This is a genomic window from Streptomyces rimosus subsp. rimosus (genome assembly GCF_000720725.1).
Lineage (GTDB): Bacteria > Actinomycetota > Actinomycetes > Streptomycetales > Streptomycetaceae > Streptomyces > Streptomyces rimosus_A.
Map to the genome: position 1 here is coordinate 18,437 of NZ_JOCQ01000042.1, position 15,438 is coordinate 33,874.

Genomic DNA, 15,438 nt, shown 5'->3' on the forward strand with positions numbered 1-15,438 from the left:
GGTGCCCCGTTAACCGGCGACGCCGTCTGCCTCACCCGCCACCGGCAGACCTGTCACTGCCGTATACAACCGCCTGGTCGGTACGGGCGGGCTGCGGGGAATCGGCCCGCTTTCGGTTGTTCCGGCGACGGCGGCGAACTTATCCTCGCGGCGGGGGGTGCACCACGATGCGCCACTCGGTTGGAGCGTCGAAGATGGTGTCAGCCACAGGACCCGAAGGCTTCCCCGCACCACTGACGACCTTCGTGGGCCGTCGGCAGGAAGCCGCCGGAGTCGGGGCGCGTCTGGAGAGCAGCCGGCTGGTCACCCTGACCGGAGCCGGCGGCGCCGGCAAGAGCCGGCTCGCCATCGAGGTGGCCACGAGCCGCGCGCCCCGCCACCGGGACGGTGTGCGCTTCGTCGAACTGGCGGTCCTGGCCGATCCGCTGCTGCCGGCCCACGCGGTGGCGGCCGGTCTCGGCGTACAGGAGCAGGCGGGCCGGACGCTGCCGGAGGTCCTGGCCGAGCGGCTGCGCGACGCGGACATGCTGCTCGTCCTGGACTGCTGCGAGCACCGCGTGGAAGCGGTAGCGCAGTTCGTCCTCACCCTGCTGCCCGCCTGTCCGAACCTGCGCGTCCTGGCGACGAGCCGGGAGCGGCTGGGCGTCCCCGGCGAAGTGCTCTGGCCGGTGACGGGCCTGGCCACTCCCCCGCCGCACGCCGGCGGGGCCGAGATCCTGGAGTACGACGCGGTGCGGCTGTTCGCCGACCGGGCCGCCGCGGTCGAGCCGGGGTTCGCGGTCACCGACGCGAACGCGGCGGCGGTGGCGGAGATCTGCCGCAAGCTGGACGGCCTGCCGCTGGCCATCGAGCTGGCCGCGGCGCGCACGAACGCGCTCGACGCGGCGCAGCTCAGCGGGTGGCTGGACGGCCGCTTCCGGTCCCTGGCGTGGCAGACCCGGGCACCCTCGCCCCGCCACCGGACGCTGGACAGCGTCGTGGAGTGGAGTTACGACCTGCTGAGCGAGCCCGAACGGACGCTGTTCGAGCGGCTGGCGGTGTTCGCGGGCGCCTTCACACTGGACGCCGTCGAGGCCGTGGCCGCCGAAGGGGCCGGCACCGCGGACCTCGGTGAACTCCTCCTGCGGCTGGTCGACAAGTCGCTGGTGACGGTCGTACCGCAGCACACCCCCGTCCGGTACCGGATGCTGAAGACCCTGCGCGCGTACGGGCTGGCGCGATTACGGGAGCGCGGCGGCCTCGCGTCGCTGTCCGCGCAGCACGCCGCGTACTTCCACGACCTCGCCGAACAGGCGTGGGAACGGTTCCGGGGCCCGCACCAGGCGGTATGGCTGGAGCGGCTGAGGGCCGAGCACGACGACCTCCGGGCCGCCCTCGAATACCTGCTGGCCTCCCACGACACCGACAACGCGGTGTGCCTGGCCGGTGCCCTCGCCTCGTTCTGGGACGTGCAGGGCCACTATGCCGAGGGGCGCGTACGGCTCGAACGGGCGCTGGGCGCGGATCGCGACGCCGCCGCCAAGGGGCGCGTACGGGCGCTGAACGGGCTGGGGCTCCTCGCCGTGATCCAGGGGGACCTGGAACGCGCCCGGCTGTCCTGCTCCGAAGCCGAGCTTCTGTCACGGCGCAACGGCGACCTGCCCGGCCTCGTGTGCGCCCTCCAGTGCCTCGGGTTCGCCGCACTGCTCCTGGGCAATCCGGACGGCGCGGCGGAGAAGCTGGGCGAGTCGCTGGAGGCCGCCCTGAAGACCGGTGAACCGTGGCTGACGGGCTGGTCGTACCTGTTCCTGGCCACGGTGGAGGTCGTACGGAGCGACTTCGCGCAGGCTTCCCGGCACGGCAGGACCGCGTTCCACCTGCTGTACGAGGCGGGTGAGCCGAAGAGCATCGCCTGGGCCCACCTCACCCTCGCCACCGCTTCGTGGGGCCTGGGGGACGTCCGGGACGCCCGTGCCCGTACGGGAGAGGCGCTGCGCCTGTTCCAGCGGCTCGACGCGCCGTGGGGTCTCGCCGAGGTCTTCCAGGTCGCGGCGATGCTGGCCATGTCCCATCGGCACTGGGAGCGGGCCGCCGCGCTGTTCGGAGCCGCGGACACGGCACGGAAGAAGTCCGGTGCCGCGCTGCTCGCCTTCCTCAAGGGGTGGCGGGCGGCCGGCATCCGCAAGGTGCGGGCGGAACTGGGCGAACAGCGCTTCGGCACGGCGCGGGAGCACGGGCTGCGGTGGCCGCTCGAAGCCGCCGTACTGGCCGCCGCGGCGGAACTCGGTACGGCACCGCCGCCGCTCCCCCCGGCCCCCGGGGAGACGGCGCGTTCGGGGACGCCCCGCAGGGAGACACCTCGTACGCCTCGTACGGAGTCACCTCTTGTGGAGACGCCCCGTAACGGCGCGGCCGTCGCCGACATCCGCGCCCCCGCGGGCCCCGGGGCGGCAGTGCCCCACCAGGCCGCGCTGCGCAGAAAAGGGGACTACTGGACCCTCAGCCACGACGGGCTGGTCGTCCACCTCAAGCACACGGTCGGTCTCGGCTACCTGGCCCGGCTGCTCGCCGATCCCGACCGGGAGTTCCTGGCCCGCGAACTGGCGGCGGCCGAGCGCGGTACGGCGGCTCCCGTCCCGGCCGTACGGGAATGGCCCGCCTTCTCCGGCTCCGGCGACGCCGGTCCGGCCCTGGACGCCCGCGCGAAGGCGGCCTACCGCAGGCGCGTGCGCGAGCTGGCCGGGGAGCTGGAGGAGGCCGAGCGCTTCCATGACACCGGACGCGCCGAACGGGCCCGCGTCGAACTCGACGCGGTGACCGAGCAGCTCGCCGGTGCGGTCGGCCTGGGCGGCCGCGACCGCCGGGCCGCCTCCGACAGCGAGCGCGCCCGCCTGAGCGTCACCAAAGCCCTGAAAGCCGCGGTGAAACGCGTTGCCGTGCACGACCCGGTGCTCGGGCTGCATCTGCAACGCAGCGTACGAACCGGGGCGTACTGCTCGTATGCGCCGGACCCGGCGACACGCATCGTCTGGCTCTAGGCCGGGCCGGAGCGGGCGACAGGAGAAGTACTGGCCGAAAGTGATCCCCAGATCAGGACAAGTCGTCTATGGTACGGCTGCTGGTGGGGCCAATGACGCCGGAACGGACACCGGATGACCGTGCGGCATCCCTCCTCCGGAACGGCGCGCCTTTTCCGGACATTCTCTGAATAACGGCGTGCTGATGTTGTGATGGGTGTACTCGGGCTGCACGCGGGGTGGTGTGGGTTCGAGGAGCTGCTATGTATTGCAACCGGTGTGGTGCCCAGGTCATTCAAGGGCCGGACGGCGGATGGTCGTGCAACTGTGGAGCGTCTGGATGACGGAGGCTGAACCAGGTCCCGGCAGCGCGGGCATCGGGGAACCGGCCGTACGGCGGCCGGAGTACTTCACCACGGCCCCGTGCCCCCGCTGCCAGACCGCCAACGACGGACTCAACGGCCGCTTCGCGTGCGACGCCTGCGGCCACGCGTATTCCTTCAACTCCTCGGCCTGACGGACCGGCGGGCGCACTGCCGCGCACCACAGGTCTTCGTTGGATTCCCGCGAAGCGGGTAGAAGGCATATGTGGAGTATGTGGTGGTGCTGTTGCTCGCCTCCGTACTGGTCGGCGGGCTGGTGGTGTTCCTCATAGAAGCCGGTGTACGGCGCGCACGGCCCCCGGCCGCCCGCGACGAGCAGGAGATCAACGAGCTGCGCCGCCGCTACGGGGAGGGACGGTGGTGACGGCCCGGGGACCGGGCCGCCCCCGGGGCGGCACGCCGCCCCGGCCCTACCTGGTCCGGTAGGCCCGGAGAAAGGTCCGTACCCCTTCGACGACGAGCGGCCGGACACGGGCGTCCTCCGCGGCATTCGCGGAACCGAGCCTGTCCAGCGCGACGCCGAAGGTCAGCGCGATGAACTGGTCGGCCGCGAGCCGGGGGTCGGGGACGTCGAGCAGTCCGGCCGCGGCGAAGGCGGCGAACCGCTCGGCGAGTGCTTCGTCGGGGGTGTCGGCCATCGAGTTGTAGCCGCGGTGCGGCAGGTGGCCGGATTCCGCCCGGACCAGTCGTTGCAGCGTCGCGTACTCCGCCGAGCCGAGCATGTCGGTCGCGATGCACATCGAGAACGTGACCAGACCGTTTTCGAGATCGGCGTCCTCGGTGAGGCCGGTGAGGGTGTCGTCGAGGGTACGCCGGATCGTGGTGACCAGTGACTGGCCGACGGCGTCGACGACTGCGCGCAGCAGCGTCTGCTTGTCGCCGAAGTAGTCGTAGACCGTCCGCTTGGACACCTCGGCCCGGGCGGCGACCGCGTCGACGCTGGACCGGTCGAAGCCGTCGGCGAGGAACAGTTCCCGGGCCGCCGAGAGGATGGCGGCCCGCTTCCGCGCGGACCCCTCGCGCAGTGTCTTCGTGGTCGGCGTCTTCGTGGTCGGCATGGGCACATCGTACCGTTTCTACACTGCACGGTGTAGTGTAATACTGCCCGAGCGAGCCTCCCCGCCCACCAACTCCGCCCGGCGGATACGTACATGAGCCGCCTCGGCCACAACCTCCCCCGCGTTCACCCAGCCGAACGCCACCGGCCCTGTCCACAACGCACCACGCACCCTGCGCCCCGCGTGCGGGGCCGCCGCCTCCGCGCCGGACACGGCAAGGCGGCAGCGCTGCGCCTACGGCGGCCCCCTTCCTCGCCCGGCGCCGACGGAAAGGACGTTCATGACCGCAACGCTGGCTCCACCGGTGCACATCGGGAAGGCCGCTGTCGGGGCCCTCGGCATGCTGGCAGTCGCCACCGGTGCCTTGGAGTCGGTGGTGACGCCGACGCTGCCGCTCCTGCAACGCGAGCTGGACATGAGTCCCGCCGAAGGGGCGTTACTCAGCATCGTGCTCCTCATCACCGGCGCGCTCGTGACACCGGTCGCGGGCAAGTTGGGCGACCGCTACGGCGGGAAGCGGGTCCTGATCCGGCTGATGGCGGTGGTCTGTGCCGGCGGTCTGGTGTCCGCCCTGGCGCCGAACCTGCCGGTGCTGCTGCTCGGTCAGGTACTTCAGGGGGCGATGGTCGGCGCACTGCCCCTGTCGTTCATCCTGGTGCGCGCACACCTCCCCGCGGATGCGTCGAAGGTGGCCATCGGGGTGGTCAGCGGATTGTTCGTGGGCGGCGGGATGGCGGGCACGCTGTCGGCCGGGCCCGTGGCGGAAGGGCTGTCCCGACACTGGATGTTCGCGCTGCCGACGATCGCGGTCATCGGGGCCACCCTGCTGGTGAACAGGCTGCTGCCGCATGATCCGCCGGGCCGGCCGGGCAGTGCCGGGGTCGACTGGCCCGGTCTGCTTCTCCTGAGCGGCGCGCTGGTCACGCTCATGCTCCTGCTCTCGCTGACGCCCGACATCGGCTCGCAGCCGCTCCTGCTCGGCACCCTCGTCGTGGTGCTGGCCGCCTTCGTGACGGGATGGACGGCCGTCGAGCGTCGCGCGGCCTCGCCGACGGTCGATCTGCGCATGCTGGCACGGCCCGCGGTGTGGAAGTCGTGCGTGCTGACGTTCGTGGTCTGCGTGGGCACCTCGGTGGCGGTCTATCTCGTCCCCCAACTGTTCGCGGTGTCCGGCAGCACGCACGGTTTCGGTGCCGGCGCCACCGAGATCGGCTTCTTCCTGCTGCCCGGCGCCGTGGCCGCGTCGCTGGCCGGGCCGATCGGCGGGATCGGGGCGCGGCGTTTCGGCTCGCGTGCCGTGGTCACCACCGGAATCCTCATCATGGTCGCCGCCTTGACCGCCCTGGCAGCCGTGCACACCGAGATCTGGCACCTCGTCGTCGGCAAGGTGCTGATCGCGCTCGCCAACGGCCTGTGCGTCACGGCGATGGTGACCGGCACCGCCACATCCGTCGATCACAGCGACACCGGCATCGCCACCAGCCTGGTCCTGGTGACACGCGTGCTCGGCTACGCCGTGGGGGTGCAGGTCAGCGGTGCGATCCTCACCGCCGGAACCCCTCCCGGGTCGGACGTCCCGGCCGAATCGGCCTTCGTCACCGGCTTCGTCATAGCCGGTGCCGTCTCGGCGCTCTCCCTGTTGGTCACCCGCACCACGAGCAAAAAAGTCGAGAAATGAGCTACACCGATCCGCCGAGGAATTTCCGTACCACACCAAGGCACAAGGTCCTGATATCCAGGGCCGGAGTGGCAGGTCCGCCCTGGCGTTCCGGCTGAACCGCTACGGATTCGAGGTCACGGCGGTCGAGAAGGCGGACACGTTTCGTAACGGTGGATACCCCGTCGACGTGCGCGGCACCGCGCTTGGGGTCGTCCGGAGGATGGGCATCCTGCCGCGCCTGCGGGACACGCACCAGGCCGACGGTGTACGAGCACGCGGAGGAGATCCAGGAGGAGTTCAAGTGCCCAGCCCGGACCTCGTCCCGTGCCTCGTCGTTGAGCACCGTGGGCGTATCAGGTGACGGATGCCCAGCGTTGGCCGGGCCCGCCGGTCAGTCGATGCCTTCGACGATGCGGAAGTCGCGCTCGAAGCCGTCGGGGAGGGCCGCCAGCGCCTTCTGGTATGCCTCGCTCTCGTATGCCGCGACCGCCTGTTCAAAGCCGTCGAACTCGATCAGGACGACGCGTTCGGTGATTCCGGCCTCGTGGGCGACGACTCGGCCGAAATTGGACAGGACGCGCCCGCCCCCGGCCCGGACAGCCGGACCCGCCAGCTCGTTGTAGTCAGCCAGCCCCTCAGGGTCGGAAATGGCGGGGTAGACACTGACCCAGTAGCCCTTGGCCATGGAAACCTCCTGTGCTCGGCCGGACACGTCCGACGTCGAATTGTCACTCGGATTGCTCGATCCCGACGACGGCCCGGAAGCGAGGTTCTCCCATGCCTCCGCCGAGGTCATGCCTCGATCCTTGCCGTTCGAGCCGGCCTCGGCCATGGCAGAAAGGTCAGCTCCCGATACATTCTCGCCATGCCCGTCCACCATGCCGCCCCCGGTACTCCCGGCGCCCGCGACCTGGCCGGTCGCACCGCCGAACCGAATCGCGCGATGCGACCGGAACCACAGCCCGCCGCCCACAAGGTGGTCGTCCTCGCAGTCGACGGGGTCTACCCCTTCGAACTCGGCATGCCTCAACATGTCCTGGGCTCCGCCGGTGGCCGCTACGAGGTGGTGACCGCGGGCGTCGACGGGAATCCCGTGCGCACCGTCTCGGACCTGACCGTCACCCCCGGGCACGGCCCTGAGGTGCTGGCCGAGGCGGACACCGTGATCATCCCTGGGTACGCCATCACCCAGACCCCGGCCGCCGCCACGGACTCGAAGGCCCTGGACGCGCTTTCCAGGGTCCGGCCCGACACCCGTCTGGTGTCGATCTGCAGCGGTGCCTTCCTGCTGGCCGGCACCGGTCTCCTCGATGGGCGTCGGGCCACCACCCACTGGGCGCTCAGCGACCACTTCCGGAAACTGTTCCCCCGGGTCGAGCTCGACGCCGGCGTTCTTTTCGTCGACCACGGTGACGTGTTGACCTCAGCGGGGGCGGCCAGCGGCTTCGACGTCTGCCTGCACCTGCTGCGCCAGGACCACGGCACCGAGGTCGCCAACCAGGCCGCCCGCTACTGCGTCGTGCCGCCGTACCGGGACGGCGGGCAGGCACAGTACATCGAGCGGCCACTGCCGCCGACGGGCACAACCGGCACCGGGCCGACCCGCGACTGGGCATTGCAGCGGCTTGAACTACCGCTGTCGCTGGGCGAGTTGGCCGCGCACGCGGCGATGAGCACCCGTACCTTCGCCCGGCGCTTCAAGGAGGAGACCGGTCTGAGCCCCGGCCGCTGGCTGACCTCGCAGCGGCTGCGGCGGGCCCGGCACCTGCTGGAGTCCAGCGATCTGCCGGTGGAACGCGTCGCCCACGAGGTCGGATTCGCCACCGCCACCTCGCTGCGGCGGCACCTCGCGGCGGAGGCCGGAGTCGCCCCGTCGGCGTACCGTCGCACCTTCCGTGCCCCGGATCCGGCTGCCGGCGATGCGGGCTTCATTCCGGCTTAGTCACGACGCACCGTACGCTTTCCGGTGGTTCATCCGAACCTCTGCGCCGGGTATCCATCGGCCGTGGCGCGCAAGGGGCAGCACCCTCGGCGGCGAGCATCTACCGAACACTCGCCGAGCACGCCAAGCGCGGGAGGCATACCCCGAGGCCGTCGAGCTGGCCCACGCCGGCTTCGCCGACCTCCGCAACGCAGATGTCCCCCGGCTCCGACCGGACGCCGCGTACGCGCCCTCGTTCCTCACCGGGCAGGGCACCAGCCTCGCGCTCGTCGGCGCGTACATGCTGGCCGCTCCCCTGGCCGACCGGGACCACACCGTGGGCTCGCTCCGCTTGCACGCCGCCCGTGCTCCGTCCCCCCGTGCTGGGGCGGTACGGAGCACGGGCGGTACCCGTACGGAGAAGACCGGAACCGGCCGGACAGGAGCCGGGTCAGATCACCGGGGCCGGGTAGGTCGGGTACTCCACGCCGGAAACGTGCTGGACGACGCGGATGACCTGGCAGGAGTAGCCGAACTCGTTGTCGTACCAGAGGTAGAGGATCGCGTTGTCGCCCTCGACCTTGGTGGCGCCGGCGTCGACGATCGAGGCGTGGCGCGAGCCGATGAAGTCGTTCGAGACCGCGTCGGGGGCGCTGGTGAAGTCGATCTGACGTCGCAGCGGCGAGGTCAGCGACACGTCACGAAGGTGTTCGAGGACCTCTTCGCGGCTGGTCTCGCGCGCGAGCTGGAGGTTGAGGATCGCGATCGAGACGTCCGGCACCGGGACGCGGATCGAGCTGCCGGTGATCTTCGCCTTGAGGTCGGGCAGCGCCTTGGCGACGGCGGAGGCGGCACCGGTCTCGGTGATGACCATGTTGAGCGGCGCCGAGCGGCCGCGGCGGTCGGCCTTGTGGTAGTTGTCCAGCAGGTTCTGGTCGTTGGTGAACGAGTGGACCGTCTCGACGTGGCCGCGCAGCACGCCGTACTCGTCGTCCATCGCCTTCAGCGGCGGGACGATGGCGTTGGTGGTGCAGGACGCGCAGGACAGGATCCGCTCGTCCGGCTTGACCATGTCGTGGTTGACGCCGTGCACGATGTTCGGGACGTCGCCCTTGCCCGGCGCGGTCAGCACGACCTTGTCGACGCCGGGGCGCAGGTGCTTCGACAGGCCCTCGCGGTCGCGCCACTTGCCCGTGTTGTCGATGAGGATGGCGTCCTTGATGCCGTACGCCGTGTAGTCGACCTCGGTGGGGTCGTCGGCGTAGATCACCTTGATCTCGTTGCCGTTGGCGACGATGGTGCTGTTCGCCTCGTCGACGGTGATCGTGCCCTGGAACTGGCCGTGGATGGAGTCGCGCCGCAGCAGCGAGGCGCGCTTGATGATGTCCTGGTCACCGCCACCGCGGACGACGATGGCACGCAACCGCAGGCCGTTGCCGGAGCCGGCCTTCTCGATGAGCAGACGGGCGACGAGGCGGCCGATGCGGCCGAAGCCGTAGAGGACGACGTCGCGCCCCTCACGGCGCTCGATCTTGTCGTCGCCCGTGGCGCCCGCGACGGCCTCGGCGGTGAACTCCTCCACCGTCAGGCCGCGGTCGTCGGCCTTGTACGTCTCGGCGAGCCGGCCGATGTCGATCTGGGAGGGGCCGAGGTCGAGGGCGGTGAGGGCCTGCAGGAACGGGAACGTCTCGGTGATCGAGAGCTCCTCACCGGCTATCTGGCGCGCGAAGCGGTGGGTCTTCAGGATGCTGACCACCGACTTGTTCACCAGGGAGCGGCTGTGGAGCAGGACCGTGACGTCCCGCTCCCGGTGCAGCTTCCCGATGATCGGGATCATCGACTCCGCGATCTCCTCGCGGTTCTTCCAGTTTGTGAACGAGTCCTCGTTGACAGTCACAGGTCCATCTTTCGAGCTAGGCGGTGCTCAGATGCTAACCCCACCGCTCTTTCGTTGCTCAGGGGGTGGGGCGGTGGGGCGCTTTGCCGGATATGTGCGGCCGATATGCGGGACTTCGGGCCGGTAGCTGTCGCCGGACGGGTGCGTACGCCGCGAGGCCGACGTCCGTCGTAGGCTGAATTCCGGACACGAGGAGCAGGAGGCTGCGGTGGCCGGGACGACGGTGTCCGAGGTGATGGCCGAGCTGGCCGGGCTGGCGGACCCCAGGACACGCGAAGTGAACGCGAAGCACGGTGACGATCACGGTGTGAACCTCGGCAAGCTGCGCGCGCTCGCGAAGCGGCTCAAGACGCAGCAGGAGCTCGCGTGCGAGCTCTGGGGGACGGGCGACAGCGCGGCGCGGCTGCTGGCGCTCCTGATCTGCCGCCCGAAGGCGTTCGGTCGCGACGAGCTGGACGGCATGCTGCGCGAGGCGCGCACGCCCAAGGTGCACGACTGGCTCGTGAACTACGTGGTGAAGAAGAGCCCGCACGCGGAGGAGCTGCGCGTGGCCTGGTCCGCCGACCCGGATCCGGTGGTCGCGAGCGCCGGCTGGGCACTGACGACCGAACGCGTGGCGAAGAAGCCCGCGGGCCTCGACCTCGCGGGACTGCTCGACACCATCGAGGCGGAGATGCGGGACGCCCCGGACCGCCTCCAGTGGGCGATGAACCACTGCCTGGCGCAGATCGGGATCGGACACGCGGAGCACCGCGCCCGCGCGATCGACATCGGCGAGCGCCTGGGAGTGCTCAAGGACTACCCGACTTCTCCGGGGTGCACGTCTCCGTTCGCGCCTGTCTGGATCAGCGAGATGGTGCGCAGGCAGGGCGGTACGGCGGCGGGCTGATCACCGGCGGTTTCCGTACGGGCCGACGGCGCGGGTATGCGGGTTCGCACCGGATACCCGAACGCGCCGTGCCGGATGATCCGGCACGGCGCGTTCGTACGGTTCAACCGTACAGCTCACCCGTACGATTCAGGAGCGGTGGTACGGGTTGGGGAGCTGGATGTCGGCGCCCAGCTCGCGGGCGGCGCCGCGGGCGAAGTACGGGTCGCGCAGCAGCTCGCGGCCGATGAGGGCCACGTCCGCCTGACCGTCCGCGATGATCTTCTCGGCCTGCCGCGCCTCGGTGATCAGGCCGACCGCGCCGACCGGCAGCCCGGTCTCCTTCTTGACCCGCTCGGCGAACGGCACCTGGTACCCGGGCTCCACAGTGATCTTGACGCCGGGGGCGTTGCCGCCGGTGGAGGTGTCCAGCAGGTCCACCCCGTGCGCCTTCAGGTCAGCGGCGAAGCGCACGGTGTCGTCGGCGGTCCAGCCCTCGCGCTCGTCGTCCGCGTTCTCCGACAGCCAGTCGGTCGCCGAGATGCGGAAGAGCAGCGGCAGCTCCTCGGGCCACACGGCCCGTACGGCGTCCACGACCTCCAGCGCGAAGCGGGTGCGGTTCTCGAAGGAGCCCCCGTACCCGTCCGTGCGCCGGTTGGTGTACGGCGAGAGGAACTCGCCGATCAGATAGCCGTGGGCGCCGTGGATCTCCGCCACCTGGAAGCCCGCCTCCAGCGCCCGCCGCGCAGTCGCGGCGAACTGCCCGACGATCTCCTGGATCTGCTCGACGGACAGTTCCTCCGGCGTGGTGGACGCGTCGTCGAAGGGCAGCGGGCTCGGGCCCACCGGCTGCCACCCGTGGCCCTCGCCCGGGGCGATCGGGGCGCCGCGGTCCACCCAGGTGCGCTCGGTCGAGGCCTTGCGCCCGGCGTGCGCGATCTGGATGCCCGGGACGGACCCGTGCGCCTTGAGGAAGTCGGTGATCCGCCGGAACGCGGCGGTCTGTGTGTCGTTCCACAGCCCCAGGTCGTACGGGCTGATGCGCCCCTCGGGGCTCACCGCCGTGGCCTCGGTCAGGATCAGCCCGGTGCCGCCGACGGCCCTGGAGGCCAGGTGCTGGAAGTGCCAGTCGTTGGGCGCGCCCTGCTCCGGTCCGTCGGGCGCCGCCGAGTACATGCACATGGGGGCCATCCATATGCGGTTGGGGATGGTCAGCGACCGGAGGGTGAGGGGCTCGAACAGTGCGCTCACGACGGACTCCCGCGGTTGGGGTTGCTTCACCTTGACGCCTCGTACGATAACTCTCGTAGTACGGAAGCTGTCAAACTACGATGGATCTCGTACATGGCGGGGCGGGTGGGCCGGGCGGCACGGCGGAGTGATCGCGTACGGGGAGGGCGGTGGCCGTCGGCGCGTACGGAAACGGGGCCGGCCCGTCATGGGTCCGGCCCCGCACGTCGTACCGCGGCGCGTGTACCGATCGCCGCCGCACCGTCCGGTCCGCGGCGTACCCCCGTATCGCCGCGGCCGACAGTCGGCCCTCGGGCGTCGCCCTGGGCCGATCGGCTCACGATAGGACGCCCGGCGCCGCCCTTTCGAGCGAATTTCGCCGCCCCGGGAGAAGGCGCAGGTGGGGCGTGGCACGGCCTACGGGCAAGCGACTCCCCCGCCCAACGTCCCGAGGAGGGCGCGCACATGGTCATCCGCGGCATCGACCACGTAGGCGTCACGGTTCCCGACATCGACGCGGCGACGGCCTTCTTCACGGCGGCGCTGGGCGCGGAGGTGCTGTACGACACGCTGCGCCGCGAGGATGGGCCGAACGCGGGCGAGGAGGTCGAGCGGCGGCTCGGTGTGCCGGAGGGCACCGCGCAGGCGGCCGTACGGATGCTGGCCCTGCCGAACGGGCCCGGGATCGAGCTGTTCGAGTTCACCGGTCCGCGGCAGCGGCCGCCCGCGGTCCCGTGCGACCTGGGGTGGCAGCACCTGGCCTGTTACGCCGGCGATCTGGACGCCGCGGTGGCGCGGGCCGAGGCCGCGGGCGCCGTGCCGCTCGGGCCTCCGCGGCCCCTGCCCGGCCCGGAGGAGGGGTGGCGGAACCGCTTCGCGTATCTGCGCACGCCCTGGGGGAGCACGCTGGAACTGCTGACGTACCCGGACGCCCAGCCGTACGAGCGGACCACGCGCCGGCGCCGGTGGCGGCCCTGACCGGTCTCGCACCGAGACCCTGACCGCTTGCAGTGTTTCGATCCGCAAAACCGGGAAACACCAGAGTCGAAGCGTTTTGATCTTATTTGTGAACGAGGTGAGCTGCCATGGGAATCATCGCGTGGGTTCTGATCGGATTGCTGGCGGGTGCGATCGCGAAGGCGCTGATGCCCGGTAAGGACCCGGGCGGATGCCTCGTCACGATGCTGATCGGCATCGTCGGTGGCCTGCTGGGCGGCTGGCTGGGCAAGGTGATCTTCGGGGTGGAGTCGATCAACGGCTTCTTCCACCTCTCCACATGGATCGCCGCCATCATCGGCTCGGTGATCGTCCTGGCGATCTACCGGGTGACCATCGGCCGCAATCAGCAACGCTGACCGCGCGGCGGCAAAGGCGGAGGCCCCCTGGCGACAGGGGGCCTCCGCCTTTGCCGTGGACGCCGGAAAGTGGGTCTGACCTGCGTGGACAGCCCATCGGAGGGCCGTTGTCAGTGGTCGGGTGCAGACTGAGCGGTATCGGAGACAACGGCGTCCCGGAGGTGTTCCGACATGGCATCCGACACCACAGATGTGCTCCTCGCGGTGGGCACACGCAAAGGGCTCTTCATCGGCCGGCGGCGGCGCGGCGACTGGGAGCTGAGCGGACCGCACTTCGCCGCGCAAGCGGTCTATTCGATCGGCATCGACACCCGGCGTCCGACACCCCGGCTGCTGGCCGGAGCGGACAGCGCGCACTGGGGCCCCTCGGTCTTCCATTCCGACGACCTCGGCGAGACCTGGCAGGAACCCTCCCGCCCGCCCGTCAAATACCCGCCGGATACCGGCACTTCCCTGGAGCGGGTGTGGCAGCTCCACCCGGCCGGCCCGGCCGCCCCCGACGTGGTGTACGCCGGGACGGAGCCCGGCGGGCTGTTCCGGTCGGCGGACGGCGGCGAGACGTTCGAGCTCGTACGGCCTCTCTGGGACCACCCGTCCCGCGAGCGGTGGGTGCCCGGCGGTGGCGGGCTCGCGGTCCACACGGTGATCACGGACCCGCGGGACGCGGACGCGGTGACGGTCGCGGTGTCCGCCGCGGGGGTGTTCCGCACGACGGACGGCGGCGCGAGCTGGGCCCCGTCCAACAGCGGCGTGAAGGCCGTGTTCCTGCCGGACCCGGACCCGGAGTTCGGGCAGTGCGTCCACAAGATCGCGCAGGACCCGGTCAACCGCGACCGGCTCTATCTGCAGAACCACTGGGGCGTGTACCGGAGCGACGACGCGGGCGCGCAGTGGACGGACATCGGCGGGGGGCTGCCCTCCGACTTCGGGTTCACGACGGCGGCTCACCCGCGCCGGGCGGACGTCGCGTACGTCTTCCCCATCACCGCGGACATCGACCGGGTCCCCGCGGAGCACCGGTGCCGGGTGTTCCGTACCGAGGACGCCGGCGCGACCTGGGAACCGCTCAGCGCCGGCCTGCCCCGGGAGGACCACTACGGCACGGTGCTCAGGGACGCGCTGTGCGTCGACGACTCCGACCCCGCGGGCGTCTATTTCGGCAACCGCAACGGAGAGGTCTTCGCCAGCGCCGACGACGGCGACAGCTGGCGGCAACTCGCCTCGCACCTGCCGGATGTGCTGTGCGTGCGGGCGGCCGCCGTCGGGTGACCCGGGCGCGGCGACCGGACCGTACGGGACCGTACAAGAGGGAGGTGAGCGGGTGGAACGCTGAGCCGGGATCGGGCCATCGGTTGAAGTGGATCACCTTGCGGCCAGTAGGGTGACGGCGTGGCTGCACGACCTCTTCATGAAATCGTCGAACCCGGCTGGGCCAAGGCACTTGAGCCGGTCGCCGGACAGATCGCCAAGATGGGCGAGTTCCTGCGGGCGGAGATCGCCGCGGGACGTACCTACCTCCCGGCGGGCAGCAATGTGCTGCGCGCCTTCCAACAGCCCTTCGACGACGTACGGGTGCTCATCGTCGGGCAGGACCCCTACCCGACCCCCGGACACGCGGTGGGGCTGAGCTTCTCCGTCGCGCCGGACGTCCGCCCGCTGCCCGGAAGCCTGGAGAACATCTACCGTGAGATGGCCTCGGACCTGGGGCTGCCGCGGCCGTCCAACGGCGACCTCACCCCGTGGACGCAGCAGGGTGTGCTGTTGCTCAACCGGGCCCTGACGACGGCGCCGCGCAAGCCGGCGGCGCACCGGGGCAAGGGCTGGGAGGAGGTCACGGAGCAGGCCATCCGGGCGCTGGTCGCCCGCGGCCGCCCGATGGTGTCCGTGCTGTGGGGCCGCGACGCGCGCAACCTGCGCCCGCTGCTCGGCAACCTGCCGGCGGTGGAGTCCTCGCACCCCTCCCCCATGTCGGCCGACCGGGGCTTCTTCGGCTCGCGCCCGTTCAGCCGGACCAACGACCTGCTGGTGCGGCAGGGGGCACAGCCGGTGGACTGGAGACTGCCCTGAGGC

Annotated in this window: 14 protein-coding genes and 1 pseudogene; 11 read left to right on the plus strand and 4 right to left on the minus strand. The window is 71.0% G+C overall.

The window, feature by feature from the left end:
• The first annotated feature begins 194 nt into the window (after positions 1 to 194).
• From IH45_RS1000000145385 to IH45_RS1000000148870, 3 genes are all read left to right on the plus strand, one after another.
• Positions 195 to 3,017, plus strand: a complete 2,823-nt coding sequence (locus IH45_RS1000000145385) for an ATP-binding protein (RefSeq protein ID WP_158813224.1) — start codon at positions 195 to 197, stop codon at positions 3,015 to 3,017.
• 319 nt (positions 3,018 to 3,336) lie between these two features.
• Positions 3,337 to 3,513 (plus strand): hypothetical protein, encoded by a 177-nt coding sequence (locus IH45_RS0122250; RefSeq protein ID WP_158813226.1) that lies wholly within the window; start codon positions 3,337 to 3,339, stop codon positions 3,511 to 3,513.
• A 71-nt stretch (positions 3,514 to 3,584) separates the two neighbouring features.
• Positions 3,585 to 3,743 carry a hypothetical protein gene (locus tag IH45_RS1000000148870; protein WP_158813228.1) on the plus strand — a complete coding sequence of 53 codons (159 nt, stop codon included), beginning with the start codon at positions 3,585 to 3,587 and terminating at the stop codon, positions 3,741 to 3,743.
• Between the two features lie 46 nt (positions 3,744 to 3,789).
• On the opposite strand, the gene IH45_RS0122260 is transcribed toward IH45_RS1000000148870, so the two are convergent.
• Complete coding sequence (locus IH45_RS0122260; RefSeq protein ID WP_030671088.1) at positions 3,790 to 4,437, minus strand: TetR/AcrR family transcriptional regulator; 648 nt, start codon at positions 4,435 to 4,437, stop codon at positions 3,790 to 3,792.
• A gap of 280 nt (positions 4,438 to 4,717) precedes the next feature.
• Between IH45_RS0122260 and IH45_RS0122265 the strand changes: the two genes are divergently transcribed.
• Together IH45_RS0122265 and IH45_RS1000000150045 are read left to right on the plus strand one after the other, a co-directional pair.
• Positions 4,718 to 6,115, plus strand: a complete 1,398-nt coding sequence (locus IH45_RS0122265) for an MFS transporter (protein ID WP_030671091.1) — start codon at positions 4,718 to 4,720, stop codon at positions 6,113 to 6,115.
• Positions 6,112 to 6,350 (plus strand): annotated as a pseudogene (locus IH45_RS1000000150045) (FAD-dependent oxidoreductase); the annotation flags it as partial. The gene IH45_RS0122265 and the pseudogene IH45_RS1000000150045, both read left to right, overlap by 4 nt.
• Positions 6,351 to 6,488: 138 nt before the next feature.
• Here IH45_RS1000000150045 and IH45_RS0122270 read toward each other — a convergent pair.
• Positions 6,489 to 6,782, minus strand: a complete 294-nt coding sequence (locus tag IH45_RS0122270) for a DUF1330 domain-containing protein (RefSeq protein WP_030671168.1) — start codon at positions 6,780 to 6,782, stop codon at positions 6,489 to 6,491.
• Between the two features lie 180 nt (positions 6,783 to 6,962).
• On the opposite strand from IH45_RS0122270, the gene IH45_RS0122275 reads away from it, so the two are divergent.
• Positions 6,963 to 8,039, plus strand: coding sequence for a GlxA family transcriptional regulator (locus tag IH45_RS0122275; protein ID WP_107058694.1), 1,077 nt, complete (start codon positions 6,963 to 6,965; stop codon positions 8,037 to 8,039).
• Between the two features lie 430 nt (positions 8,040 to 8,469).
• Here IH45_RS0122275 and IH45_RS0122285 read toward each other — a convergent pair whose 3' ends face one another.
• A complete protein-coding gene (locus IH45_RS0122285; protein ID WP_030671099.1) occupies positions 8,470 to 9,915 on the minus strand; it encodes a glyceraldehyde-3-phosphate dehydrogenase in 1,446 nt (481 codons plus the stop codon).
• A 235-nt stretch (positions 9,916 to 10,150) separates the two neighbouring features.
• On the opposite strand from IH45_RS0122285, the gene IH45_RS0122290 reads away from it, so the two are divergent.
• A complete protein-coding gene (locus IH45_RS0122290; RefSeq protein WP_050515076.1) occupies positions 10,151 to 10,804 on the plus strand; it encodes a DNA alkylation repair protein in 654 nt (217 codons plus the stop codon).
• A gap of 129 nt (positions 10,805 to 10,933) precedes the next feature.
• Here IH45_RS0122290 and IH45_RS0122295 read toward each other — a convergent pair whose 3' ends face one another.
• Positions 10,934 to 12,034 carry an NADH:flavin oxidoreductase/NADH oxidase gene (locus tag IH45_RS0122295; RefSeq protein ID WP_030671105.1) on the minus strand — a complete coding sequence of 367 codons (1,101 nt, stop codon included), beginning with the start codon at positions 12,032 to 12,034 and terminating at the stop codon, positions 10,934 to 10,936.
• 444 nt (positions 12,035 to 12,478) lie between these two features.
• Between IH45_RS0122295 and IH45_RS0122300 the strand changes: the two genes are divergently transcribed.
• The 4 genes from IH45_RS0122300 to IH45_RS0122315 all read left to right on the plus strand — a co-directional run bounded on the left by IH45_RS0122300 (position 12,479) and on the right by IH45_RS0122315 (position 15,435).
• Complete coding sequence (locus tag IH45_RS0122300; RefSeq protein WP_030671108.1) at positions 12,479 to 12,991, plus strand: VOC family protein; 513 nt, start codon at positions 12,479 to 12,481, stop codon at positions 12,989 to 12,991.
• Positions 12,992 to 13,098: 107 nt separating this feature from the next.
• Positions 13,099 to 13,368, plus strand: coding sequence for a GlsB/YeaQ/YmgE family stress response membrane protein (locus tag IH45_RS0122305; protein ID WP_030671111.1), 270 nt, complete (start codon positions 13,099 to 13,101; stop codon positions 13,366 to 13,368).
• A gap of 171 nt (positions 13,369 to 13,539) precedes the next feature.
• Positions 13,540 to 14,637, plus strand: a complete 1,098-nt coding sequence (locus IH45_RS0122310) for a WD40/YVTN/BNR-like repeat-containing protein (protein WP_030671114.1) — start codon at positions 13,540 to 13,542, stop codon at positions 14,635 to 14,637.
• Between the two features lie 120 nt (positions 14,638 to 14,757).
• A complete protein-coding gene (locus IH45_RS0122315) occupies positions 14,758 to 15,435 on the plus strand; it encodes a uracil-DNA glycosylase (RefSeq protein WP_030643139.1) in 678 nt (225 codons plus the stop codon).
• The last annotated feature ends 3 nt before the right edge of the window (positions 15,436 to 15,438 follow it).

Bases quoted from the DNA above. Each gene is read 5' to 3' on its own strand.
- IH45_RS1000000145385 (WP_158813224.1), top strand. From the start codon at position 195: ATGGTGTCAGCCACAGGACCCGAAGGCTTCCCCGCACCACTGACGACC.
- IH45_RS0122250 (WP_158813226.1), top strand. From the start codon at position 3,337: ATGACGGAGGCTGAACCAGGTCCCGGCAGCGCGGGCATCGGGGAACCG.
- IH45_RS0122260 (WP_030671088.1), bottom strand. From the start codon at position 4,437: ATGCCGACCACGAAGACGCCGACCACGAAGACACTGCGCGAGGGGTCC.
- IH45_RS0122265 (WP_030671091.1), top strand. From the start codon at position 4,718: ATGACCGCAACGCTGGCTCCACCGGTGCACATCGGGAAGGCCGCTGTC.
- IH45_RS0122270 (WP_030671168.1), bottom strand. From the start codon at position 6,782: ATGGCCAAGGGCTACTGGGTCAGTGTCTACCCCGCCATTTCCGACCCT.
- IH45_RS0122275 (WP_107058694.1), top strand. From the start codon at position 6,963: ATGCCCGTCCACCATGCCGCCCCCGGTACTCCCGGCGCCCGCGACCTG.
- IH45_RS0122290 (WP_050515076.1), top strand. From the start codon at position 10,151: ATGGCCGAGCTGGCCGGGCTGGCGGACCCCAGGACACGCGAAGTGAAC.
- IH45_RS0122300 (WP_030671108.1), top strand. From the start codon at position 12,479: ATGGTCATCCGCGGCATCGACCACGTAGGCGTCACGGTTCCCGACATC.
- IH45_RS0122305 (WP_030671111.1), top strand. From the start codon at position 13,099: ATGGGAATCATCGCGTGGGTTCTGATCGGATTGCTGGCGGGTGCGATC.
- IH45_RS0122310 (WP_030671114.1), top strand. From the start codon at position 13,540: ATGGCATCCGACACCACAGATGTGCTCCTCGCGGTGGGCACACGCAAA.